At 36.7% G+C, this 22,876-nt stretch carries 21 protein-coding genes, 5 tRNA genes and 1 other RNA gene; 10 read left to right on the forward strand and 17 right to left on the reverse strand.

Going from position 1 to position 22,876, the window contains the following annotated elements:
- The 7 genes from J3U23_RS10305 to tcdA form a co-directional block, all read right to left on the reverse strand.
- Positions 1 to 85 (reverse strand): GTP-binding protein (locus J3U23_RS10305; protein WP_010312103.1); only part of this gene is annotated, 85 nt, incomplete at its 3' end.
- A gap of 182 nt (positions 86 to 267) precedes the next feature.
- Positions 268 to 343: transfer RNA gene (locus J3U23_RS10310), tRNA-Thr, on the reverse strand.
- Positions 344 to 346: 3 nt separating this feature from the next.
- Positions 347 to 421: transfer RNA gene (locus J3U23_RS10315), tRNA-Gly, on the reverse strand.
- Between the two features lie 55 nt (positions 422 to 476).
- Positions 477 to 561, reverse strand: a tRNA-Tyr gene (locus J3U23_RS10320).
- 32 nt (positions 562 to 593) lie between these two features.
- Positions 594 to 669, reverse strand: a tRNA-Thr gene (locus J3U23_RS10325).
- 153 nt (positions 670 to 822) lie between these two features.
- Entirely contained in the window at positions 823 to 3,534 is a 2,712-nt protein-coding gene (gene adhE / locus J3U23_RS10330) for a bifunctional acetaldehyde-CoA/alcohol dehydrogenase (protein ID WP_267339193.1), read from the reverse strand.
- A gap of 263 nt (positions 3,535 to 3,797) precedes the next feature.
- Positions 3,798 to 4,592: a tRNA cyclic N6-threonylcarbamoyladenosine(37) synthase TcdA gene (gene tcdA / locus J3U23_RS10335; RefSeq protein WP_267339194.1), complete on the reverse strand. Its 795-nt coding sequence runs from the start codon at positions 4,590 to 4,592 to the stop codon at positions 3,798 to 3,800.
- A 285-nt stretch (positions 4,593 to 4,877) separates the two neighbouring features.
- On the opposite strand from tcdA, the gene J3U23_RS10340 reads away from it, so the two are divergent.
- Entirely contained in the window at positions 4,878 to 5,882 is a 1,005-nt protein-coding gene (locus tag J3U23_RS10340; protein ID WP_267339195.1) for a dihydroxyacetone kinase subunit DhaK, read from the forward strand.
- 1 nt (position 5,883) lies between these two features.
- Positions 5,884 to 6,513, forward strand: coding sequence for a dihydroxyacetone kinase subunit DhaL (gene dhaL / locus J3U23_RS10345; protein WP_267330979.1), 630 nt, complete (start codon positions 5,884 to 5,886; stop codon positions 6,511 to 6,513).
- 95 nt (positions 6,514 to 6,608) lie between these two features.
- Here the strand turns inward: dhaL and J3U23_RS10350 are convergent, their stop codons facing one another.
- The 7 genes from J3U23_RS10350 to J3U23_RS10380 form a co-directional block, all read right to left on the reverse strand.
- On the reverse strand, positions 6,609 to 7,271 hold the full coding sequence (locus J3U23_RS10350; RefSeq protein ID WP_267339196.1) for a class II aldolase/adducin family protein: 663 nt from the start codon (positions 7,269 to 7,271) through the stop codon (positions 6,609 to 6,611).
- A gap of 27 nt (positions 7,272 to 7,298) precedes the next feature.
- A complete protein-coding gene (locus J3U23_RS10355) occupies positions 7,299 to 9,362 on the reverse strand; it encodes a BglG family transcription antiterminator (protein ID WP_065562055.1) in 2,064 nt (687 codons plus the stop codon).
- A gap of 87 nt (positions 9,363 to 9,449) precedes the next feature.
- Positions 9,450 to 10,838 carry a PTS galactitol transporter subunit IIC gene (locus J3U23_RS10360; RefSeq protein ID WP_220218835.1) on the reverse strand — a complete coding sequence of 463 codons (1,389 nt, stop codon included), beginning with the start codon at positions 10,836 to 10,838 and terminating at the stop codon, positions 9,450 to 9,452.
- Between the two features lie 10 nt (positions 10,839 to 10,848).
- On the reverse strand, positions 10,849 to 11,127 hold the full coding sequence (locus J3U23_RS10365) for a PTS sugar transporter subunit IIB (RefSeq protein WP_220218834.1): 279 nt from the start codon (positions 11,125 to 11,127) through the stop codon (positions 10,849 to 10,851).
- Between the two features lie 9 nt (positions 11,128 to 11,136).
- Complete coding sequence (locus J3U23_RS10370; protein ID WP_267328982.1) at positions 11,137 to 11,613, reverse strand: PTS sugar transporter subunit IIA; 477 nt, start codon at positions 11,611 to 11,613, stop codon at positions 11,137 to 11,139.
- Between the two features lie 306 nt (positions 11,614 to 11,919).
- Positions 11,920 to 13,275, reverse strand: coding sequence for a PFL family protein (locus tag J3U23_RS10375; RefSeq protein WP_267339197.1), 1,356 nt, complete (start codon positions 13,273 to 13,275; stop codon positions 11,920 to 11,922).
- Positions 13,276 to 13,317: 42 nt separating this feature from the next.
- Positions 13,318 to 13,587 (reverse strand): ACT domain-containing protein, encoded by a 270-nt coding sequence (locus J3U23_RS10380; RefSeq protein ID WP_065562050.1) that lies wholly within the window; start codon positions 13,585 to 13,587, stop codon positions 13,318 to 13,320.
- 146 nt (positions 13,588 to 13,733) lie between these two features.
- Between J3U23_RS10380 and J3U23_RS10385 the strand changes: the two genes are divergently transcribed.
- Positions 13,734 to 14,948, forward strand: a complete 1,215-nt coding sequence (locus J3U23_RS10385) for a pyridoxal phosphate-dependent aminotransferase (protein ID WP_065735064.1) — start codon at positions 13,734 to 13,736, stop codon at positions 14,946 to 14,948.
- Positions 14,949 to 15,011: 63 nt separating this feature from the next.
- Here the strand turns inward: J3U23_RS10385 and J3U23_RS10390 are convergent, their stop codons facing one another.
- Positions 15,012 to 15,770, reverse strand: a complete 759-nt coding sequence (locus J3U23_RS10390; RefSeq protein WP_065735063.1) for a M48 family metalloprotease — start codon at positions 15,768 to 15,770, stop codon at positions 15,012 to 15,014.
- A gap of 155 nt (positions 15,771 to 15,925) precedes the next feature.
- Between J3U23_RS10390 and queA the strand changes: the two genes are divergently transcribed.
- Positions 15,926 to 16,951 carry a tRNA preQ1(34) S-adenosylmethionine ribosyltransferase-isomerase QueA gene (gene queA / locus J3U23_RS10395; protein WP_267330976.1) on the forward strand — a complete coding sequence of 342 codons (1,026 nt, stop codon included), beginning with the start codon at positions 15,926 to 15,928 and terminating at the stop codon, positions 16,949 to 16,951.
- A gap of 51 nt (positions 16,952 to 17,002) precedes the next feature.
- On the opposite strand, the gene J3U23_RS10400 is transcribed toward queA, so the two are convergent.
- Entirely contained in the window at positions 17,003 to 17,665 is a 663-nt protein-coding gene (locus J3U23_RS10400; protein ID WP_267339198.1) for a M48 family metalloprotease, read from the reverse strand.
- 139 nt (positions 17,666 to 17,804) lie between these two features.
- On the opposite strand from J3U23_RS10400, the gene tgt reads away from it, so the two are divergent.
- The 3 genes from tgt to J3U23_RS10415 all read left to right on the forward strand — a co-directional run bounded on the left by tgt (position 17,805) and on the right by J3U23_RS10415 (position 19,254).
- Entirely contained in the window at positions 17,805 to 18,941 is a 1,137-nt protein-coding gene (gene tgt, locus J3U23_RS10405) for a tRNA guanosine(34) transglycosylase Tgt (protein ID WP_267339199.1), read from the forward strand.
- 71 nt (positions 18,942 to 19,012) lie between these two features.
- Positions 19,013 to 19,089, forward strand: a tRNA-Pro gene (locus J3U23_RS10410).
- Between the two features lie 40 nt (positions 19,090 to 19,129).
- Positions 19,130 to 19,254, forward strand: a non-coding RNA gene (locus tag J3U23_RS10415) — RtT sRNA.
- A gap of 109 nt (positions 19,255 to 19,363) precedes the next feature.
- Here J3U23_RS10415 and J3U23_RS10420 read toward each other — a convergent pair.
- On the reverse strand, positions 19,364 to 20,395 hold the full coding sequence (locus tag J3U23_RS10420; protein WP_267339200.1) for a LacI family DNA-binding transcriptional regulator: 1,032 nt from the start codon (positions 20,393 to 20,395) through the stop codon (positions 19,364 to 19,366).
- 283 nt (positions 20,396 to 20,678) lie between these two features.
- Here J3U23_RS10420 and J3U23_RS10425 point away from each other — a divergent pair, with 283 nt between their 5' ends.
- From J3U23_RS10425 to J3U23_RS10435, 3 genes are read left to right on the forward strand one after another with little or no spacing between them, the layout of a single operon-like run.
- Positions 20,679 to 21,122: a PTS sugar transporter subunit IIA gene (locus J3U23_RS10425; protein ID WP_065735058.1), complete on the forward strand. Its 444-nt coding sequence runs from the start codon at positions 20,679 to 20,681 to the stop codon at positions 21,120 to 21,122.
- 30 nt (positions 21,123 to 21,152) lie between these two features.
- A complete protein-coding gene (locus J3U23_RS10430; protein WP_065562042.1) occupies positions 21,153 to 21,425 on the forward strand; it encodes a PTS sugar transporter subunit IIB in 273 nt (90 codons plus the stop codon).
- A gap of 20 nt (positions 21,426 to 21,445) precedes the next feature.
- Entirely contained in the window at positions 21,446 to 22,810 is a 1,365-nt protein-coding gene (locus tag J3U23_RS10435; protein WP_267339201.1) for a PTS ascorbate transporter subunit IIC, read from the forward strand.
- Positions 22,811 to 22,876: the final 66 nt, after the last annotated feature.

Consider the following 22,876-nt stretch of genomic DNA (forward strand, 5'->3'; position numbering starts at 1 on the left):
TTAAAGTTGTTTTACCATGGTCAACGTGGCCGATTGTACCAACGTTAACGTGGGGTTTTGTACGTTCAAATTTTTCTTTAGACATTTATAGTCCCTCAATGTAATACAAATCGGTGGTGAATCACCACATTAACCAAGTATCATATTTAGTTTTAACATAATACTAATTTAAAATTAGCTTTGCATAATAACAGATAAAGCCATCTAGTGACAAGCTTTAAAGCTATCAAATATAATTTTTTTAGAAGTTTAGGAAAGTAACAAGAATGGTGCTGATAGGCAGATTTGAACTGCCGACCTCACCCTTACCAAGGGTGCGCTCTACCAACTGAGCTATATCAGCAATTGGAGCGGGCAGCGGGAATCGAACCCGCATCATCAGCTTGGAAGGCTGAGGTAATAGCCATTATACGATGCCCGCATGTTCAAACTCGGCTACCTAAATGCTTCAATTAGCAATTGCTAATGTTAGATAATGGTGGTGGGGGAAGGATTCGAACCTTCGAAGTGTGACACGGCAGATTTACAGTCTGCTCCCTTTGGCCGCTCGGGAACCCCACCCCGAATCATTATAAACTGTTTACTTAGGAAAATGGTGCCGGCTGCCGGAATCGAACTGGCGACCTACTGATTACAAGTCAGTTGCTCTACCTACTGAGCTAAGCCGGCCTAAGTGCTGCGCATTATGGACTAGAACATTTAACCTTGCAAGCAAAAAAAACATTTTTTTTATTGTTTGCTTAAAAAAAAATCAAAAATATAAAAAAAACCTGAAATATAGACTATTTCAGGTTTTTATTTAATCAAAAATAATGTGTTAAATTATTTCTTTTTTGTCGCTTTTTTAGTCGTTGCTTTTTTCTTAGTTGAAGCAACACCTTTAGCTGCTGTATGTACTGCTACATCTTCGCTGATATCACCTTTATCTTGATATGCACGACCGTAATAAGTATCAAGTAGAATTTGTTTCAATTCTGCAATTAAAGGATAACGAGGGTTAGCACCTGTACATTGATCATCAAATGCATCAACTGCAAGTTGGTCAACTTGAGCTAAGAAAGCTTTTTCATCAATACCAAACTCTTTAATAGAGAATGGAATTTCAAGATCTTTTCTTAATTGATCTAACCAACCAATTAATTTTTCAACTTTCTTCTCGTCTTTATCTGATGCAGCAGTTAAGCCTAAGTGGTCAGCAATTTCAGCATAACGTCTAACGGCTTGAGGATAACCATATTGGCTAAATGTACCTTGTTTAGTTGGTTTATCTGTTGCATTGAAGCGAACAACATTACTAATCAGCATTGCATTTGCCACACCATGAGGGATATGGAATGCAGCACCAATTTTATGAGCCATAGAGTGACAAACACCTAAAAATGCTTGAGCAAATGCAACACCAGCTAACGTTGCAGCACTATGCACTTTTTCACGAGCAACTGGGTTTTTAGCCCCTTCTTTATAGCTTTTAGGTAGATATGCTTTCAATATGCTCAATGCTTGTAATGCTTGTCCATCAGAGAACTCGCTTGCCATAATTGACACATAAGCTTCTAAGGCATGAGTTACCGCATCATAACCACCTGCAGCACAAAGTGATTTAGGCATATTCATTACTAAGTTAGCATCAACAATTGCCATATTTGGTGTAATTGCATAATCAGCTAATGGATATTTTTGGCCAGTTGCATCATCTGTTACTACCGCAAACGGTGTAACTTCAGAACCTGTACCAGAAGTAGTTGTCACACAAATTAATTTGGCTTTTTTACCCATATTAGGGAAATGACAAGTACGTTTACGGATATCCATAAAGCGCAATGCTAATTCATCAAATTTTGTTTCTGGATGTTCATAAAGTACCCACATAATTTTTGCGGCATCCATTGGAGAACCACCACCTAAAGCAATAACAGTATCCGGTTGGAATGCTATCATTGAGTCAGTACCTTTACGAACAACACTTAATGTTGGGTCTGCTTCAACATCAAAGAAAGTTTCACAAATTACACCACGTTCTTCAAGTTGATCGGTAATTTGTTTTGAGTAACCATTGTTAAATAAGAATTTATCGGTTACTAAAAATACGCGTTTGGCACCTTGTTCAATTACTTCATTTAAAGCAACTGGAAGTGAGCCACGTTTAAAATAGATAGAACTTGGTAATTTGTGCCATAACATGTTTTCTGCTCTCTTAGCGATTGTTTTCTTGTTGATTAAGTGTTTCGGACCGACATTTTCTGAGACCGAGTTACCACCCCAAGAACCACATCCTAGTGTTAAAGATGGCGCCAAATCAAAGTTATATAAATCACCAATACCACCGTGAGCAGCTGGTTGATTAATTAAAATACGACATGTTTTCATTTTACTACCGAAATAAGCAACACGATCACGATTGCTATCTTGGTCAGTATAAAGAACAGAAGTATGACCCATACCGCCCATTTCAACTAATTTCTCAGCTTTATCTACTGCTTCATTGAAGTCTTTAGCTTTAAACATAGCTAAAGTTGGAGAAAGTTTTTCATGAGCAAATGGTTCTGATAAGTCAACTTTACTCACTTCACCAACAAGCACTTTTGCACCTGCCGGCGCTTTAAATCCAGCTAATTCAGCAATTTTAGTCGCTGGTTGACCAACGATATTAGCATTTAAAGCACCTTTATCATTTAAGATAATACCTTGAACAGCTTTGGTTTCCTTAGCATTTAAAATATAAGCGCCATATTGTTTTAATAAACTACGAACTTCGTCATAAACAGAATCAACAACCACAATAGCTTGTTCTGAGGCACAAATCATACCGTTGTCGAATGTTTTAGACATCAATACTGATGCAACAGCACGTTTTAAGTCAGCTGTTTCATCAATAATTACAGGAGTATTACCTGCTCCAACACCTAATGCTGGTTTACCAGAACTATAAGCTGCCTTAACCATACCTGGACCACCAGTAGCTAAGATAGCTGACACACTATCATGATGCATTAATGCATTAGATAATTCGATAGATGGTTCATCAATCCAACCAATAATATCTTTTGGAGCACCAGCTTTAATTGCAGCATCTAGCACAATTCTAGCTGCTTCAATGGTAGATTTTTTAGCGCGTGGATGAGGTGAAAATACGATAGCATTACGAGTTTTTAAGCTAATTAATGATTTAAAGATTGCAGTTGATGTTGGGTTTGTTGTTGGAACGATACCACAAATAATCCCTAACGGTTCAGCTAAAGTAATGGTCCCATATGGTTCATTCTCAGCGATAACACCACAAGTCTTATCATTGCGATATTTATTAAGAATATACTCAGCAGCAAATAGGTTTTTGATAACTTTATCTTCAACAATTCCCATTCCTGATTCAGCAACAGCTTGCTGTGCAAGAGGGATTCGAGCTGCGGCTGCAGCTGTTGCTGCTGCTACGAAGATTTTATCAACTTGCTCTTGAGTATAAGTAGAATAAGTTTCTTGAGCTTTTTTCACTCGAGTCATTAACTCATTTAACTCATTCATATTGGTTACTGCCATAGATTTCTCCTTGAAAATTAAAAAATAAACTGGGATCGTTTGGCGTCTTCCTTGAACATATTTGTAATAGCAAAACGAAATTGTGGAATATCGTAAATCAGTTTTTTACTTAATACAATAAGATATTTAACAAAAAATGAATGTTCTTTAAAAGAACAAAATTTATTATTACTTTAAGCGAATTAAATTTGAAGATTTTTAAAAAATATAATTAATTAGCTAAAGGAAGCAAAATTGTTTCTTTAGCTAAATTGAATTAAAAATCAAACATTAATTAACTTATCTAATATATAACTCACAGCCACAAAACCAAAAGTCGCTGTCACGGTAGTAATAGCGCCAAATCCGGACTGACAATCCATTTTCTTACTACCTTCAGCTTGATTTTTAGTTGAACAAACCTGACCGTTTGGAGCTGGATAAATTAACTGTTCAGTCGAGAAAACACACGCTATGCCATACTTACCTTTACTATCTTTATTGAGTTTATAATCATTTTTTAAGCGCTCACGCAATTTAGCCGCTAACGGATCTTGAATGGTTTTAGCTAAATCAGCAATTTTAATTTTGGTCGGATCTTTTTGCCCGCCAGCGCCACCAATGGTGATAACTTTTAATTTATTTCGCTTGCAGTGCGCTAAAAGTGCAGCTTTATCACGCACGCTGTCAATGGCATCAATAATAAAGTTGAAGCGAGGGTTTTGTTTCGACCCTAAATAATTTGCAACATTATCCGGATTGATAAAATCATCGATGACATTGACGATGCATTGAGGATTGATCTGTAAAATTCGTTCAGCCATAACAGCAGTTTTAGCTTTACCAATATTGATATTTAACGCATGAATTTGTCGATTAGTATTGGTGATACACACATCATCCATATCAATTAAGGTAATTTGCCCAATACCACTACGCGCAAGAGATTCGGACACCCATGACCCAACACCACCAATACCAATGACACAAATATGAGCTTGAGAAAATTGCGTTAATGCTGCTTCACCATAGAGCCTTGCAATACCGCTAAAACGTTGAAAGTAGGATTCTGATTTCATAATTGATTATCGAAGGTGCTTATCGTCAAACACCCAACACTCCAAAAACTTGTTTACCAATAATAAAGATAATTTGCTTTGCTAACTAATTTATATATAAATAATGTCGATATATCCTTTTTCAAGGACTCATGTTGCAATATATGCTTTGCAAGACACTTTAAATTTACATCCCGATGATGCGCAATTAGTGGGATATTATTTGTCATTAATTTTATTCGTTTCAATTATTTGTTTTTCCTAAAATATCGCTGGTTAATTATGCTTAATAAAGAGGAAAAGCAAATGCGCAAACCTAAAAAATTACTCAACGATCCTAACAATGTCAGGCAAGAAGTGATGCAAGGCTTAGTATATGGATATAATGGCAAACTCACTGCAATTCCAAACTACTTTGCCGTTTATGGCAATCACATCACAGATGATCAAGTTGTGGTTATTTCCGGTGGCGGAAGCGGTCACGAGCCAACTTTTGCCGGCTTTATCGGTAAAGGTAGCATTGACGGCTGTGCTCTTGGCGAAGTGTTTACCTCGCCCTCACCTGATCAAATAATTGAAGTGACCAAAACCACACATCAAGGTCATGGCGCACTATTTTTATATGGTAACTATTCCGGGGACGGGATGAATTTTGATATTGCTGCCGAAATTTTAGCCGAAGAAAATATTACCACCAAAACCATTCGCGCAACCGATGATATTGCTTCTGCTCCGCTTTCTAAAATCTCAGATCGTCGGGGCGTTGCCGGTATTATGTTTCTTTATAAAATAGCCGGCGCAGCAGCGCAATTGGAAAAATATGATCTTGACCAGCTTTATCAAGTCGTAGCAAAAGCCAATAATAACGTACGCACTATCGGTGTAGCGCTCAATGGTTGCGCTTTGCCTCAGTCGAATAACTTTAACTTTGAACTGGCAGATAACGAAATTGAAATTGGTATCGGTATTCATGGTGAAGCCGGTTTACGCCGTCAAACAATGACCTCCACCGACGATGTGGTTAAAGAGATGATAGATAGATTGTGTGACGATCTACCTTTTGTGCGTGCCGATCGGGTATGCGTACTGATTAATAACTTAGGTGCGATGAGTAATACCGAACTTTTAATCATTGCCAGAAAAGTCGGTATTGAACTCGATTCACGAGGCATAATCAGCCATGATATTGCCATTGGCCATTTTTGTACCTCATTGGAAATGTCCGGCTTTTCGATCACCTTAATGAAATTAGATCAGCAGTTACAACACCTTTATGACCTACCTTGCCAAACCTTAGGATGGAGAAAATAGAATGAACTTGTCACAACTACGTAAAATGATGTTATTTGTCGCCGAAAAAATGGTGGAAAGTGAGCCAACATTAACCGCTTTAGATCAAATTGTTGGCGACGGCGATCATGGTATTGGTATGAAGCGAGGATTTGCGACATTAATAGTACTGTTACAAGACAATCAGTTTAAGCCAAATGATATTGGTGATTTTTTCAATCAAGTTGGTACAAAATTAATGACCAGTATGGGCGGGGCTTCCGGTGCAATATTTGGCACTTTATTTAGAGCTGGTGGTAAAAGTATTATTGGTGAGGCAGAATTTAATACCAGCACATTAGCAACACTACTTAATCAAGGTTGGCAAGCTGTCTATCAACGAGGCAATGCTAAACCGGGTGATAAGACCATGGTTGATGCTTTAGCAGCTGCGGCAACCAGCGCAAATGAATTATGCCAATTACCCTTGAAAGAGGCGTTACCTAAAATTGCCCAATCAGCAATGGAAGGCGCAGAGCAAACCAAACAGATGATAGCGGTATTTGGTCGAGCTAAAAACTTAGGTGAACGTGCTATTGGTCATATGGATCCGGGCGCTGTTTCAATGGCTTATATTTTAAAATATATGAATGAATATATTCAGATGTCTTAAAAAAATAAATCCGCTAACAGTGTTGGCGGATTTATTAACTTGTTTGTTTCTGTCATTTAAGCGTGACTTTTCCTCTCTTTCATTATCCACCTACCCTATTGTTTAAATTTTATTTGGGAAGGATATGCCCAACTTTGTAACTCTTGCGGCGGGAATCCACTCGGATCTTTACCGCCATTAATCAACAATGCGTGGTAATAAATCTCTGCCATTTCTTCAATGTAGGCCGCTTTTAATACCGCTTCATAAGGATCTTTATCCACCGCAATGGCGCCATGTTTTTCCATTAAAATGGCATCGGCTCGCTTAATTGGCTCAATGACACTAGTTGACAGTTCCGGTGTACCAGGGCGACCATATGGCGCAACCGGAATCACGCCGTCTTTTAAATTCAAAATAGCACACTCATAAACAACTGCCGGAATGGGCTTTGCTAATACCGCAAATGCCGTTGCAAAAATTGAGTGGGTGTGTGAAACGGCAAACACATCCGGACGAGCCTTATAAATTTCCAAATGCATCAAACATTCACTAGTCGGTCTTAATCCGGATTGCGCTTCAATCACATTAGCATCTAGATCCATAACCACAATATCACGTGCTGTTAATAGTTGTTTATCAATGGTTGTTGGGGTAACTAGCACATAGCCGGTCTGTTTGTCCCGAACACTTGAATTACCTGCTTTATGTTTACAAAGTCCCCATTCACTGGATTTCTTAGCCATATCGACAACATATTGTTTTTGAATCTCTAACATTTTAACACTCCTTTTTAGGCAAAATATTCATTGATAGCGGGCAAATAATTCCCAAATTTCTTGATTATTTTTGGCTTGGCGTAAATGGGTTGAACCGTCATGAAGTTCTAATAGCTCATTTAATTGCGCCAATGCTTTAAGATGTTTTTGTGGATTGTTGGTCGCTAGCACTACAATTAAATCGGCTTGCATATAGCCACCAATATCGATTTTGTCGGGTAACCTAAGTAGCGACATGGCAACTTGATTGACACCATCATCAATACCGGCATGCGCAATAATTAACCCTTCAACGAGCATAATGTAGGGCTGTTCAAATTGGATTTTATTGATCATTCGTTCCAGATAATAACGTTCAATAAATTGTCCGTTTAATAGTGGTTTAGCCGCTAATTCCAGTGCCTGTTGCCATGAAATATCGGCTGTTTGGGCAAGGTAGATATGCTCTTTTTGCATTAAATCCGCCAGCGAAGGGATCTCTTGTTGGTTGATTCGTAGCGGATTGTCATTGAGTTCATCATTATACAGGTAGGCGGTAAGCTCTTTTTGTAGCGCCTTTCTGTCTTTTATATGGGTGAACTTTTCAACAATTAACATTAGTTCTTCAACTTGGATAATGCTTGGGTCAATCCCTTGTAATGTGCCAATAACTTGGTTACGTAATGCATTTTTATGCAAATTATTCAACGAAGGGTTAACAATAAAGAGCAGTTTATCGGTGGATAAATGGGAGGTTGAAAAAACAATGTCATAATAGTGTTTATACTTTTCAAACTCTCGTTTAGACATGGCATCAGAAAAGTGAAGTTCCGGAAGCAACACCTGTAAAGTCAAATATAAGTAAGTAGAGACTGTGGCGCTATTTTCACAAACAACTATGGCAATTTTCTTTGTTTTAATTTGGTTAATTAGCCCTTCTCGTGTTAACCAGCCGCCTAATAAAACGGTAATAAACGCCACTTCCTCATCCGGCATATTACAATGCAGTATTTTTTCAAATGGCGCTATGGCTTTACGTACCATTTCATGTAAATGCCCGAACTCTTGCAAAACAATATCGTAAACACTGTTGATGTTGGTGATATGGTAACGGATGCGATAATAGGCCGGTTTCCAGTGTTGATAAATACGTTCAATTAATTCACTTTTGTCCTGAAAGGTAATACAGCTGATCTGTTCAAAATTATCGATAACTTCAACTGCACTCTCTAATAACACGGCATCGAGATGAAAATATTTGTCTGATAATGTTTGGATATTGGAACTTTGTACCAATACCGTTAAAAAAATCTGCTCATTCAGATCGGTAATGCCAAAGCGTTCAATTAATTTTTTCATTAATTGAAAATCACGACTGTTTGCTACATCGGTATAGTTTTCCGGCAATAACTCTATTTTTTTGTTGGTTTCAATTCGGTGTAGCATAAAACCAATAAAATAGGTTAATTCTTGCAGTTGTTCATCGGTAAAAACAATTTTTAATTTTCGTTCAATTTCACTAAACACTTGTCCGACTTGTTCTAATCGGCCTTGAGTAATAATCTTATTGTGCCGAAAAATTTTATCGGCTATTGGCATATTAATGATGCGGTGAATTAACTTTAATAATAAATAGCGCTTATTAATTTCTGTGCCAACAATGCGATAACCATTTTCACGATCATAAGTTACCTGCATATGGTATTGATCGAGCAGGGTTTGCACTTTTTTAATGTCATTAATCACCGTATTTTGGCTAACGGTCAGCGCTGAGGAGAGATGAATTAATGACAAGCGCTCAGTTCTGGTTAATAAAAAAAATAGCAGTAGATGTACTCTTTCATCTTCTGAATAGATATATCGACCAATAGAAAGCGAGACGGGTTCGTCTCTAAAGGTTTCAATCACGACTTTAGGAATGCTAAATTTTCCGGTTTTAAATCGTTTAATTAATTCAAGATTTGATGATTCAAGAAAATCATTAATCTTTTTTAAGGTATAACTAAGCTGTTTACGGGTTAACCCAAATTTATTTTGCAGCTCTACGCCACTGACACTTGGATTTTGAATTAATGCATTTAAAACAGCATGAATTCTTTTATCAACAACCATATAATTATTAGCCTCTTGCTCGTTATCTGATGATAACGAGCATTACCATCAGTTTGTACTAATTACCTGTTTACAAATAGTCCAGTTTTACTCATCTATTTTCAGATCAACACTATCTTGTTGTGCCTCTTTTTTCAGTTCACGTGCATAAAAGAAATAGCCAGTGCACCAATAAATAGCCAATATCAATGGAACAAAATAGCCTTGTAAACATTGCCAAATAAATGAAAATGCATAAGTAAAGACAGGTGCATCAATAGAGCTGTTAGAAATAAGTTGGTTGTTTGGAATATCAATCGCCTTAGTGGCTAAGCCTAAATCGGTAATAATTGGCGCAAATTGCGTTCCGACAAACAGAAAAAATGGCACACCGATGATAGCTAAAATCACCATTCTTAATGTATTGCCTTTGGTTAAAATATAAGCTGGCACAACCAGTGCGATATTAATAATGCCGGCAAATGGTAAGATTTTATTGCCGGGTAAAATCACTGCCCAAATTAAGGTGATAGGAATGGCGACAATTAAAGTAAACCAGATTTCACTTGCTCCCCCCATAAACGGCCAATCAAGACCCACAAACAGTTTACGACCGGCAAAGCGTTTATTCATATAATCGCTGATCGCTTCGGAAATCGGGGATAGCGCCTGCATAAATAATTTTGAGATCATCGGGAACAGCATTAAAGCGGTCGCCGCTTGTACTCCTAGCATTAAAATGGCCGCCACATCATAACCAGCAATAATCCCAAAAATGACACCTAATAAAAATCCGATGACGTGATTTTCAGCAAATACCCCTAGTTTAGAACGCAAGGTTGCTGCATCCATTGGCTTATTCAAAGCTGGGATTTTGCGTAATAGAAGATCAAAAGGATAATAAATGGCACTGAAAAATAGCATTCGGTGCGTACAAGTTACGCCCGGAATACCGGTTAACTTTTCGATTCGATGCTGATTAATATCACCGGAATTGAGCTCTAAAATAATTTGCAACGTTGCAACAACAAAAGCCAATATCAGCGCAATTATTCCGCCCACAAGTGGCGTTGCTACGGCAACAACAATAAAGGCAGTAAAAATTTTACCCCATACATTCCATAAATCAGCATTAAACGTATCGGTCTTTTTCAATACCAACATTAAGATATTGACGCCTACTTGCAGTGGAAACATTAAAAAAGCATATGGCCAAGCCCACGAAACATTTGCCATTGTTGTCCAACCACCGTCAACAATACTGAGCTCAATGCCGGTTCGCTCCATCATGGTTTGTGCAGCAGCGCCTATTGCGCCAACCATAAAACCAATCAGCATACTCATCCCGACAAACGCAACACCCAGGGTAATAGCGGCCGATGCCCCGTCTCGAAATTTCATACGGACAATTAAGCCGGCAATGAGCATTATGATAGGTACAAATACCGGTGCACCTAAATTCAAAATATAATTTATAACTGTTCCAAGAAAGTCCATAATTACACTCCTATTTGCAGGCATCGATAATTTTTTGCAGTTCTGCATCCATATTTATTCCGGTTAAAAAAGCAATGCCATTAATAACCGGGATAGGATATGTTTTCTCAATTTTGGTAATGGCAATGTATGCCGCACTGTTTTTAATGTGAGAATCAACCGACTTAAGATCGACAACTTCCACTTTAATATCATTAAGATTTCTCTCTTTTAATAAGCGTGTCACCTTACTTGCAACCGTTTGTGATGTGGCCACTCCACTCCCACATGCAACAATAACCTTTTTCATAATGCCTCCTTATAAATGGATATTTGACGTCAATAAGTTAAAAACTTCATGTTCTGTTTTTGCCTGATATAGCGCCTCTAAAAAACATGAATTTACCAAGCAGGACATCAATTTTTGTAATAAATCAATATGTCCATCTTTTTGGTTAAATCCCAATAGAAAGATAAAATTAGCATCTAAAACATGATCATTATTTGCCATTTCACACCAAGGGATTGTTCCTTTCACTCGAGTAAAGAAAATGAATGGTCTAATAACATGTTCGATATCGGTATGTGGCATTGCCACCACATAAGGTTTGGTCGGTAAAGCGGTCGGAAATAAAGACTCTCGGTGTTTAATCGCTTCTAAGAATGTTGGATTAACATAACCACCACGTTGTAGAATTGAAAAAGTAAAATCAAAAAATTGATTTGAATTTTGGAAGTCTCTATCTAACACAATCAGATCGTTACAAAACAGCTGGTTATTAGATTCATTTTCCATTTCATCCTCCATCATTATGTCGTTAGTCATTTTTAAATCGGGCTGATTTTGATGACTAACTCATACAGTAATTATTTGATGTCATTGATTTTAGGAAATTAAAACAGCGCAGACTATTGGATTTGATACCAAAAAATATCCATAAAATTGCACATCATAGGGATAAAAGTTATCGCTAAAAAAATGCGAGAAATATCTGAGAATAGTTATACCAAGTTAGATAGTTAGATAGTTAGATAGTTAGACAATTGTGATTCTGCTATTAGCAATTTAATAGACAGAATCACAATAAATGTAGAAGGTTATTTAATTTTTGAAAGAGTGAATTGGTGCCGGAATTCGTCCGCCACGATGAATGAAATCAAATGAACTGAATTTACTCACCGGCATCACAGGAGCATGACCGAGTAATCCGCCAAACTCAATATTATCACCCACCTTTAATCCCACAGCCGGAATAATCCGCACAGCAGTGGTTTTGTGGTTAATGACACCGATTGCCGCTTCATCAGCAATAATAGCAGAAATCGTTTCAGCGGAGGTATCACCCGGTATGGCTATCATATCAAGACCAACTGAACACACACAGGTCATGGCTTCGAGTTTTTCCAGATTAAGTGCCCCGCAATTAACCGCATCAATCATGCCGGCATCTTCTGAAACAGGTATAAAGGCGCCACTTAAACCACCGACATGACCACACGCCATTACGCCGCCTTTTTTAACCGCATCATTTAACATCGCCAAAGCTGCCGTTGTGCCATGTGTGCCGACAACTTCCAGTCCCATTTCTTCTAAAATATGCGCAACCGAATCACCAATCGCCGGCGTCGGTGCGAGCGATAAATCTACGATACCAAATTTCACACCTAAGCGCTCTGATGCTTCTTTTCCAACTAATTGCCCCATACGGGTAATTTTAAAAGCAGTTTTTTTAATCGTTTCTGCAACCACATCAAAAGGTTGACCTTTTACTTTCTCAAGCGCACGTTTAACAACGCCCGGTCCACTAACGCCGACATTGATCACACAATCGGCTTCACCAACACCATGAAATGCGCCAGCCATAAAAGGGTTGTCTTCAACTGCATTGGCAAATACAACTAATTTTGCACATGCCATACTGCTATTATCAGCGGTTAACTCTGCCGCTTGTTTGATAATTTGCCCCATTTGCTTAACCGCATCCATATTGATACCGGTTTGAGTTGAGCCAACATTGACCGATGCACACACCCGCTCAGTTTGAGCCAGCGCTTGCGGAATGGATTTAATTAAAATCTCATCACCTTTGTGATAGCCCTTTTGTACTAAAGCAGAAAACCCACCAATAAAATTAACGCCAACGGCTTTAGCTGCACTATCAAGGGTTTTAGCAAATGCAACATAATCTTTATCATCACTGGCGCCGGCAATTAATGACATTGGCGTGACGGAAATACGTTTATTGATAATAGGGATGCCAAATTCGGAAGTGATTTGATCCCCTACTTTGACAAGATCTTTAGCTAATGTCGTTATTTTGTCATAAATTTTTTGGCGAGCTTTCTCACCATTACTATCGATACAATCAAGGAGAGAAATTCCCATGGTTATTGTGCGGATATCAAGTTTTTCTTCCTCAATCATTTTAATTGTTTCGAGGATCTGTTTTGTTTCCATTAGTCCTATCCTTAAATAAGAAATGTAGAATTAGAATTGAAATTACAAACGATGCATAGCATCGAAAATCTCTTCTCGTTGAATATTGACTTTAACCTTGAGTCTATCACCTGTTTGCGTTAATGAAGTTTTCACTTCATCAAACGAGACTTTTATTTTGGATAAATCAAGCAACATAATCATGGTAAAATATTCATCCATAATCGTTTGGCTCACATCTAAGATATTAATATCTAATTCAAACAGCTTTTGACTAATTCCCGCAATTATTCCGGTTTGGTCTTTTCCTATGACAGTTAAGATCGTTTTCATCACATACTCCGCACAAAATTCACACAATTAAAAGATATTTATTGAGTTGATTATAATAACATCTTCAAAAATTATCGAAATAGGAGTAGATTGTTTTTTTCAACAAAAATAAAAATATCATTAGAATAAATTGAAAGGGCGAAGTTATGATAAATTTCCAAAAATCCAATAAATTGGATCATGTCTGTTACGACATTCGTGGACCTATCTTAGATCATGCAAAACGACTTGAAGAAGAAGGTCAAACTATCCTTAAACTCAATATTGGAAATCCCGCCCCTTTTGGTTTTGCCGCCCCTGATGAATTATTGGTTGATGTCATTCGTAATTTACCTTCTGCGCAAGGATATTGCGATTCAAAAGGGCTTTACTCAGCTCGTAAAGCCATTATGCAACACTATCAAGCCAGAGGAATTACCAATTTAGATATTGAAGATATCTATATCGGCAATGGTGTGTCGGAACTGATTGTGCAATCGATGCAAGCACTACTTAATAGCGGAGATGAAGTTTTAGTGCCTATGCCTGATTACCCATTATGGACAGCGGCAATTAGTTTATCCGGTGGCAATGCCGTTCACTATTTGTGTGACGAAGAGGCCAACTGGTCACCAGATTTAGAGGATATAAAACGAAAAATCACCCCCAAAACTAAAGGGATTGTGATCATTAATCCTAATAATCCAACCGGCGCAGTTTATAGCAAAGAAGTGTTACTTGAGATTGCCGAAATTGCTCGCCAACATAATTTGCTTATTTTTGCAGACGAGATTTACGATAAGATTTTATACGATGATGCCGTTCATCATTCGATTGCGGCCCTTGCTCCTGACTTATTTGTTGTTACTATGAGCGGTTTATCAAAAACTTATCGTGTAGCAGGCTTTAGACAAGGTTGGATGGCGCTTTGTGGACCTAAACAGCATGTAAAAGGCTATATTGAAGGATTAAATATGCTCGCCTCGATGCGTTTATGCGCCAATGTGCCATTACAACATGCTATTCAAGGCGCATTAGGCGGATATCAAAGCATAAATGAATTTATTGTGCCCGGTGGCCGTTTATATGATCAATGTATGTTAGCTTGGCGGTTGTTAAATGAGATTCCGGGCGTTTCATGCACCAGACCACAAGGCGCGTTATACCTGTTTCCAAAGCTGGATCAACAAAAGTTTAATATTCACAATGACCAAAAATTAGTATTAGATTTTTTATTACAAGAAAAAGTATTGTTAGTGCAAGGCAGTGGCTTTAATTGGCACAAACCCGATCATGTAAGAATTGTTGCACTGCCACATACCGGTGATCTTGAAGATGCTATTAATCGCTTTGGTAACTTTCTATCTAGTTATAAGCAATAATTAGATACAAATAAAAAAAGCGCCAGAATTGGCGCTTTTTATTTAACCAGTAATATGAATTAATTATCTTTTTAATTCAGCTAATTTATTACGGATATTTTGTGCACGTTTAGATGAAGATGGATGGCTACTTAAAATTGATGATTCACCGCCACCTAATTTATCAAATGCTGTTGCAAGACCAGCTGGATTAATTTTTCTCTTGATTAAATAATCAAATGAGAAGTTATCCGCTTCTTGTTCTTGAGCTTGTGAGAATTGAGCATTGATAACTTTTTCTGCTAATTTACCAATACTTGATTTAGATAATTTAGCAACTGCTGCATTACCTGATGCTGCTGCTGCATCACGAGCAATTTCTGTAGCATAAGCAACTTGGATTGCTTTTTTACTATGACCTAAAGCTACGTGACCTAATTCATGACCTAAAACACCTTCGATTTCGTTGTCATTCATCATATCCATTAGACCGCTGTAAACACGTACACAGCCGTTAGCCATTGCCCATGCGTTAACATCTTTAGTAATATATACTTTATAGTTAACTGGTGTACCGTTTATATTATTACCAAGAGCTTTGGCAATTTTATTTAAACGTTTAGCGTAAGCACTTTTAGCTGGAGCAATTTTTGATTGAGCATCCATTTGTGCACATGATTTTTGGCTTAATGCTTTCACATCATTATCACTGAGTGTTGCCGCTTTCAAACCTTTCATGCCAAGACTAGTTAAATCGTTAGCACTCATGTTTTTACAACCAGCTAACGACATAGCTGCAACTAAAGGTAGTGCAACAAGCAAAGTTTTTTGATGTTTTTTCATACTCTTTTCCTTATATTAACAAATTTTACTTTTTTCTAACTTAAAGCTAGATTTTTTGAATTTTAACGCAAATTTAATAATAATCAACAAATAATTACTTGCTTAGTCATTATTAGCACTTTAGACTAGTGCCTCATTTTTTGAGGAACACTAATATGCAACTGTCAGATTTTGATTTTACACTCCCAAAAGAACTGATTGCAAAATACCCATCAGAAACAAGAAGTTCATGCCGATTATTATCACTTAACAGCCGTACAGGTCATATTGAAGATAAAGTATTCACTGATATCACTGATTACATCAATCAGGGGGATTTACTTATTTTTAATAACACAAAAGTGATTCCGGCTCGAATATATGGAAAAAAAGCATCTGGTGGAAAAATTGAAATATTGATTGAACGTTTATTAGAAGATAATCGAGCTCTTGCACATATAAAAGCATCTAAATCACCTAAAGCAGGTGCTGAACTCATTTTAGGTGAGGAAAATAATATTAGCGTTACCATGCTTGCTCGCCATGATACTTTATTCGAATTACAATTTCCTGATGATGTACTTAAAATTTTAAATGAAATTGGACACATCCCTTTACCACCTTACATAGATAGACCTGATGAAGATCAAGATCGTGAGGTATACCAAACTGTTTATAGTAAAGTGCCTGGTGCAGTTGCTGCGCCAACAGCAGGTCTTCATTTCGATGAGCCTTTATTAGAAAAGCTTAAAAACAAAGGTGTCGAAATGGAATTTGTAACGTTGCATGTCGGTGCAGGTACATTTCAACCAGTAAGAGTTGAAAATATTGAAACGCATATCATGCACGCTGAATATGCAGAAGTACCAGAATCAGTTGTGAAAGCAGTTTTAGAATGCAAAGCCCGAGGAAATAAGGTCATTGCTGTCGGTACAACATCAGTCAGAGCGTTGGAAAGTGCAGCAAAACAATCTGGCAAAATTGCACCTTTTTTTGAAGATACTCAGATATTTATTTATCCAGGTTTTGATTTTAAAGTAATCGATGCACTTATTACTAATTTTCATTTACCTGAATCCACTTTAATAATGTTAGTTTCTGCATTTGCTGGCTATGAAAATACCATGCGAGCTTATCAACATGCAGTAAACGAAAAATATCACTTTTTTAGTTATGGTGATGCCATGCTAATTACTAAATAAGTTATAGCCAATTAAATTTTACCTAAATTTAATTGGCAAAATATAAAAATACTAATAATGCTTTAACTTGTTAGTGATGTTATTAATACGATTTATATTAGTTGGATGGGATGTTGGTTGATTTTTAGCATGAATTGGCATTTTTGTTAGCATATTAACCAATCCTTTGGGATCTATTTTTTCCTTAACTAATAAATCAAAAGCATAATTATCTGCTTCAACCTCATATTGATGGGAAATTTCTTCTTTTACCATAATCACTATTTCATTGGATTTATCAGTAATCTCAATATAAGGCGCTTGTCTAAATAAACTTATTCCGTGTTTTAGTGCAATATGAGCCTGTTCATGAGCAATCACTGCTTGTAACTCATCATCTTCAAGTAATTTCATCAATCCACTATTTATTCGAATACAACCATTAGCTGTAGACCAAGCATTAGGTTCACTATCAAGGTAAACTTTGTAACTTAATTCAATATTATTTATTTTTCTAGGTAACTTATTGGTAAGATTGGATAATCTATTACTAAGAAAATGATAATCGGGTGCAATAATTGCCTTCTTATCATTTTCAATGCAAGCTTGTTGGCTAATAGCTAATATATCAGAGTCAGATAATGTTTTAATTCGTTCAGATGAAATGATAGTTGGCTGTATTTGATTTTGACATCCAACTAACATTACTACAAATAAGAAAATAATATATTTCAAAAGCTCAAAGATCCTTATAGATATTGTCTATTTAGGTTTAGCACGATAAACTACGCACCGCAAAAATAATACGATAGCGTATTATATCAATAATTAGCGCCAAACTGTTTATTTGGTCGCAAGAGGTTAACACAAAAAAATGAAATTTGAACTAGATAATACTGATGGCTTAGCTCGTCGTGGACGAATGAAGTTCGATCGTCGTGGTGTTGAATATACAGTTGAGACACCTGCATTTATGCCAGTTGGCACTTATGGTACCGTCAAAGGTATGACCCCAGAAGAAGTCGCTGCAACAGGTGCACAAATTTTATTGGGTAATACTTTCCATTTATGGTTAAGACCTGGACAAGAAATTATGCGTAAGCACGGTGATTTGCATGATTTTATGCAGTGGCCAGGCCCGATTTTAACCGACTCTGGAGGATTCCAAGTTTTTAGTCTTGGTGATATTCGTAAAATTAAAGAAGAAGGCGTCTATTTCCGTAATCCTATCAATGGAGATTCAATCTTTTTATCACCTGAAATTTCAATGGAAATCCAATATGATCTTGGTTCTGATATCGTCATGATTTTTGATGAATGTGCGCCGTTTCCTGCCGAGTGGGACTATGTCAAAAAATCAATGGAAATGTCTCTACGTTGGGCAAAACGTAGTCGCCAACGTTTTGACGAATTAGGCAATAAAAATGCCTTATTTGGTATAGTACAAGGCGGTATACATCAAGAATTACGTGATATCTCGATTAAAGGATTAACCGAAATTGGTTTTGACGGCTATGCCGTTGGCGGATTAGCGGTGGGTGAACCGAAAGCCGATATGCATCGTATCTTAGAAGGAACTTGCCCACAATTACCAGCTGATAAACCACGTTATCTAATGGGTGTAGGTAAACCTGAGGATTTAGTTGAAGGTGTTCGTCGTGGTATTGATATGTTTGATTGCGTGATGCCAACTCGTAACGCACGTAACGGGCATCTGTTTGTTACTAATGGAGTCATTAAAATACGTAATGCCAAATATAAAGATGACACGACCCCACTCGATCCTGAGTGTGATTGTTACACCTGTAAAAATTACACGAAATCGTATCTTCATCATTTAGATAAATGTGGAGAAATATTAGGGGCAAGACTCAATACCATCCATAATTTACGTTATTATCAACGCTTAATGGCTGAAATTCGTGATGCGGTTGCTAATCAACGTTACGAAGCATTTGTCGTCGAGTTTTACCAAAGAATTGGCAAAACCCCCGCTCCTTTCGCAAAATAAAAATTATCATTATAATTTTTAGGGGTAACTATTGACACATCGAGGTTAGCGCAGTATTATGCGCATCCTAACGGCGAGTAGCGCAGCTTGGTAGCGCAACTGGTTTGGGACCAGTGGGTCGGAGGTTCGAATCCTCTCTCGCCGACCAATTTAAATAAAAAAGCCTGCTCATTGAGTAGGCTTTTTTATTATTCACTTCAGTCTAGAGGATGAGAACCGACGGAGGTTAGAGCCGAGCACAGCGAGACAACGTTGCTTTAGCAACAACCAGAAGAGTTAGTATGAAATGCAAGGAATTCTCTCTCGCCAACCAATTTCATGAAAAGCCCGTTCTCGTTAATAGGCTTTTTTAAAACTAACTTATTTAAATTTAACTTCAAGTTAACTACAACAATCCTTCTTATTATCCTAAATTTTTAAAGCTATAAACTCGCTCTTGAACATATTACTGGTTCTAATGATGGCATGTCTGGGGTTAAATCATCTTCTTTATTTATTAAGTTATTCAGCAATAAACGAGCAATATATTCCCCTTTATTATTTGAAGGCAAAGAAACTGTTGTCAATGTTGGAAAACTCACCTTACTAAATTCGCTATCTCCAAACCCACAAACAGCTAACTGGTATGGAACACGAATATGCCTCCGCTGGCATTCATAAAGAACCCCACAAGCTAATTCATCTGTTGTACAGATTAATGCATCTATTTCTGGCCAATTCAATAGAATGTCTGATAGTAACTCACTTCCTGTCGTAAAATTGGCTGGTTTGGCTGCATTAATAATTCTGTGTGTGGGTAAATGTTTACTTAACATAACTTTATGCCAGCCATGTAACCTTTGTTGGAATATATGATATTGATGATTAGCACAAAGTAATCCTATATTTTTGTATCCTTTGTCAATTACATGTTCAGTTAACATTGACATTGCTAGACTATCATCTAATCCGATTTTAATGTTTGAGCATTCATCATAATGTTTACCTACATTAAAAATAGGAATTGTTTTATTATTAGTAAGAAGTTTTAAGAAATCATCGTCTTCAAAATAGAAAAGCAATATAGCTTCAAGATTATGACTATAAAGAATATTTAGCAGTTGAGATTCTCGCTTATAATAAAGAGTAGATTCAAATATAAGGATTGTATAACCTTGTTTAGCTAAATATGTTTGTAACGAATTTAATGATATTTGTATAGAATGTTCGAAAATTTTTGTAGTTATAACAGCAATAACTTTCTTGGCAGAAGCTGAAGCTAACAATCTGGCAGAAATATTTGGTTTATAACCTAATGTATCGACGGCTAATTGAATTTTTTGGCGAAGTTTATCTGATACCTTATCTGGAGTTCTTAAAGCACGCGAAACTGTCATGGCTCCAACACCTGCGTATTTAGCCACATCAAACAAGGTTGTTTGGCCTGTACCCTTACGTTTTTTTACATCCTGCATACTTAATCTCAAAAGAACAAATCTAATTCATACTATTTATATATTATATCATTTAGGTAATATGAAAAGTTTGTTAGATAAAATGCACTTATTAATATAATATCATTACGTTAAAACAATTAGCTTTTAGCAATATATCAAAAATGCTACCTAAATCACATAATCGAAAAAAAACGCACCAAAAATGATAGCGCTATCACACTTTTATCTTTTTTAAATTTTTATAGTTAGACAATATGTTAATTTTCAATAGAAACATATAGAGATCTATTTCGGAGGTAAAATGTTAAATCAATGGCTAAATTATCAAACTGTCAAAACTATTGATTCTGTACAAGATTGGAAAGAGGCAATAAAAATTTGTGCAGAACCTTTATTAAATAACCATTCAATTTCTTCTAACTATATTGATGCTATTTTTCAACTACATGAATCAATTGGCCCTTACTATGTATTAGCTCCAGGTATTGCAATGCCACATGCTCGTCCAGAACAAGGGGTAAATAAGCTAGGTTTATCTATGTTGCTTGTCAAAAAAGGCGTTAATTTCAATTCAGCAGAAAATGATCCAGTTTATTTAATCACTTTATTAGCCGCTAATGACAGTACTAGTCATATCGAGTTATTAACTCAATTAGCAACATTATTCGCCGAAACAAAAGATATTCAGACAATTTTCAATGCAAAAAGCAGCGATGAAATTTTGTCTGTAATTAATCGTTATTAATCAAATTAAACAAATAAAAGGATAAACAATATGAAAATTATGGCTGTTTGTGGCTCAGGCCTTGGTAGTAGTTTTATGGTAGAAATGAATATCAAAAAAGTACTCAAAAAACTAAACATTGATGCAGAAGTCACTCACGCTGATCTAGCGTCAGCAACACCCGATCAAGCTGATTTGTTCGTGATGACAAAAGATCTAGCTACCAGCTCAGGAATTCCAACCGAAAAATTAGTAGTATTAAATAATATTATTGATATCAACGATTTGGAAAAGAAACTCGTTGAACATTTTGCCAAAAACTAAGCAAATTTTGAGGTGTTGCTATGATTCAGGAAATAGTAAAATTTATTGTTGATATCCTAAAAGTTCCAGCGGTACTTGTTGGTTTAATCGCAATGGTAGGATTATTGGCTCAACGTAAATCGTTTGCCGATACGGTTAAAGGAACCATTAAAACTATTTTAGGTTTCTTGGTATTAGGCGGTGGTGCAACAGTACTCATCAGTGCCATTACCCCATTAGGCTTAATGTTTGAACAAGCATTTGAACTACAAGGAATTGTTCCCAACAATGAAGCCATTGTTTCAATGGCATTAAATGAGTATGGCACAGCAACTGCTTTAATTATGGCGTTTGGCATGATTGCAAATATTATCGTTGCTCGATTTACTCGTTTAAAATACATCTTTCTAACAGGTCATCACACTTTTTATATGGCTTGTATGATTAGTATTATTTTAACTGTCTCAGGGTTTAAAGATTGGCAATTAGTCTTTACTGGCGCATTAGTTTTAGGGCTAATTATGGCGTTTTTCCCAGCTTTAGCTCAACCACAAATGCGCAAAATTACTGGTAATGACGATGTCGCGTTTGGTCACTTTGGTACACTAGGTTATGTCTTAGCTGGTTGGCTTGGAATGGCAGTTGGAAAAGGATCTCGTTCAACCGAAGAGATGAATTTGCCAAAAAACTTAAGCTTCTTACGTGACAGTTCAATTTCAATCTCGTTAACCATGATGATTATCTACCTTATTTTAGCTGTATTTGCCGGTTCAAATTATGTTGAAAGCAATCTTAGCAGTGGTGATAATTATTTAGTTTATGCCATTATTGAGGCAATTACGTTTGCCGCAGGCGTCTTTATTATATTGCAAGGTGTACGCTTAATACTTGCTGAAATTGTCCCGGCATTTACAGGGTTTTCTGAAAAGTTAGTCCCAAATGCAAAACCAGCTTTAGATTGCCCTGTCGTCTTCCCTTATGCCCCTAATGCCGTATTAATTGGCTTTTTATTCAGCTTTTTAGGTGGATTAGTCGGATTATTTGTTCTAGGTCAACTTAACGCTGTGCTCATTTTACCGGGCGTGGTTCCACATTTCTTCTGTGGTGCAACTGCTGGCGTATTTGGTAATGCAATGGGTGGACGTCGAGGCGCAATGCTTGGCGCATTTGCTAATGGTTTATTAGTGACATTCTTACCTGTGGTATTATTACCTGTGTTAGGATCACTTGGTTTTGCCAATACAACGTTTTCTGATGTCGATTTTTGTGGTGTAGGCATTTTACTTGGTAATATGGCAAAATGGTTTAATAAAGATGTTATCATGATGATTATTGTTGGTATATTCGCTTTATTAGTTGTGTATAACTATGTAGCTAAACCGAAAACCGAAACCCATAATGATTAATAGATAATATTGTATCGATTAAAATCCATCTAATTTGCCAGACTAATCAGTCTGGCAATTTTATAA

Origin of the sequence: Gilliamella sp. B3367, from assembly GCF_026536825.1 — a bacterium.
GTDB lineage: Bacteria > Pseudomonadota > Gammaproteobacteria > Enterobacterales > Orbaceae > Gilliamella > Gilliamella apicola_E.

What these genes read in the sequence shown, in the direction of transcription:
- adhE (WP_267339193.1), bottom strand. Translation starts at nt 3,534, where the DNA reads ATGGCAGTAACCAATATGAATGAGTTAAATGAGTTAATGACTCGAGTG.
- tcdA (WP_267339194.1), bottom strand. Translation starts at nt 4,592, where the DNA reads ATGAAATCAGAATCCTACTTTCAACGTTTTAGCGGTATTGCAAGGCTC.
- J3U23_RS10340 (WP_267339195.1), top strand. Translation starts at nt 4,878, where the DNA reads ATGCGCAAACCTAAAAAATTACTCAACGATCCTAACAATGTCAGGCAA.
- dhaL (WP_267330979.1), top strand. Translation starts at nt 5,884, where the DNA reads ATGAACTTGTCACAACTACGTAAAATGATGTTATTTGTCGCCGAAAAA.
- J3U23_RS10350 (WP_267339196.1), bottom strand. Translation starts at nt 7,271, where the DNA reads ATGTTAGAGATTCAAAAACAATATGTTGTCGATATGGCTAAGAAATCC.
- J3U23_RS10355 (WP_065562055.1), bottom strand. Translation starts at nt 9,362, where the DNA reads ATGGTTGTTGATAAAAGAATTCATGCTGTTTTAAATGCATTAATTCAA.
- J3U23_RS10360 (WP_220218835.1), bottom strand. Translation starts at nt 10,838, where the DNA reads ATGGACTTTCTTGGAACAGTTATAAATTATATTTTGAATTTAGGTGCA.
- J3U23_RS10365 (WP_220218834.1), bottom strand. Translation starts at nt 11,127, where the DNA reads ATGAAAAAGGTTATTGTTGCATGTGGGAGTGGAGTGGCCACATCACAA.
- J3U23_RS10370 (WP_267328982.1), bottom strand. Translation starts at nt 11,613, where the DNA reads ATGGAAAATGAATCTAATAACCAGCTGTTTTGTAACGATCTGATTGTG.
- J3U23_RS10375 (WP_267339197.1), bottom strand. Translation starts at nt 13,275, where the DNA reads ATGGAAACAAAACAGATCCTCGAAACAATTAAAATGATTGAGGAAGAA.
- J3U23_RS10380 (WP_065562050.1), bottom strand. Translation starts at nt 13,587, where the DNA reads ATGAAAACGATCTTAACTGTCATAGGAAAAGACCAAACCGGAATAATT.
- J3U23_RS10385 (WP_065735064.1), top strand. Translation starts at nt 13,734, where the DNA reads ATGATAAATTTCCAAAAATCCAATAAATTGGATCATGTCTGTTACGAC.
- J3U23_RS10390 (WP_065735063.1), bottom strand. Translation starts at nt 15,770, where the DNA reads ATGAAAAAACATCAAAAAACTTTGCTTGTTGCACTACCTTTAGTTGCA.
- queA (WP_267330976.1), top strand. Translation starts at nt 15,926, where the DNA reads ATGCAACTGTCAGATTTTGATTTTACACTCCCAAAAGAACTGATTGCA.
- tgt (WP_267339199.1), top strand. Translation starts at nt 17,805, where the DNA reads ATGAAATTTGAACTAGATAATACTGATGGCTTAGCTCGTCGTGGACGA.
- J3U23_RS10420 (WP_267339200.1), bottom strand. Translation starts at nt 20,395, where the DNA reads ATGCAGGATGTAAAAAAACGTAAGGGTACAGGCCAAACAACCTTGTTT.
- J3U23_RS10425 (WP_065735058.1), top strand. Translation starts at nt 20,679, where the DNA reads ATGTTAAATCAATGGCTAAATTATCAAACTGTCAAAACTATTGATTCT.
- J3U23_RS10430 (WP_065562042.1), top strand. Translation starts at nt 21,153, where the DNA reads ATGAAAATTATGGCTGTTTGTGGCTCAGGCCTTGGTAGTAGTTTTATG.
- J3U23_RS10435 (WP_267339201.1), top strand. Translation starts at nt 21,446, where the DNA reads ATGATTCAGGAAATAGTAAAATTTATTGTTGATATCCTAAAAGTTCCA.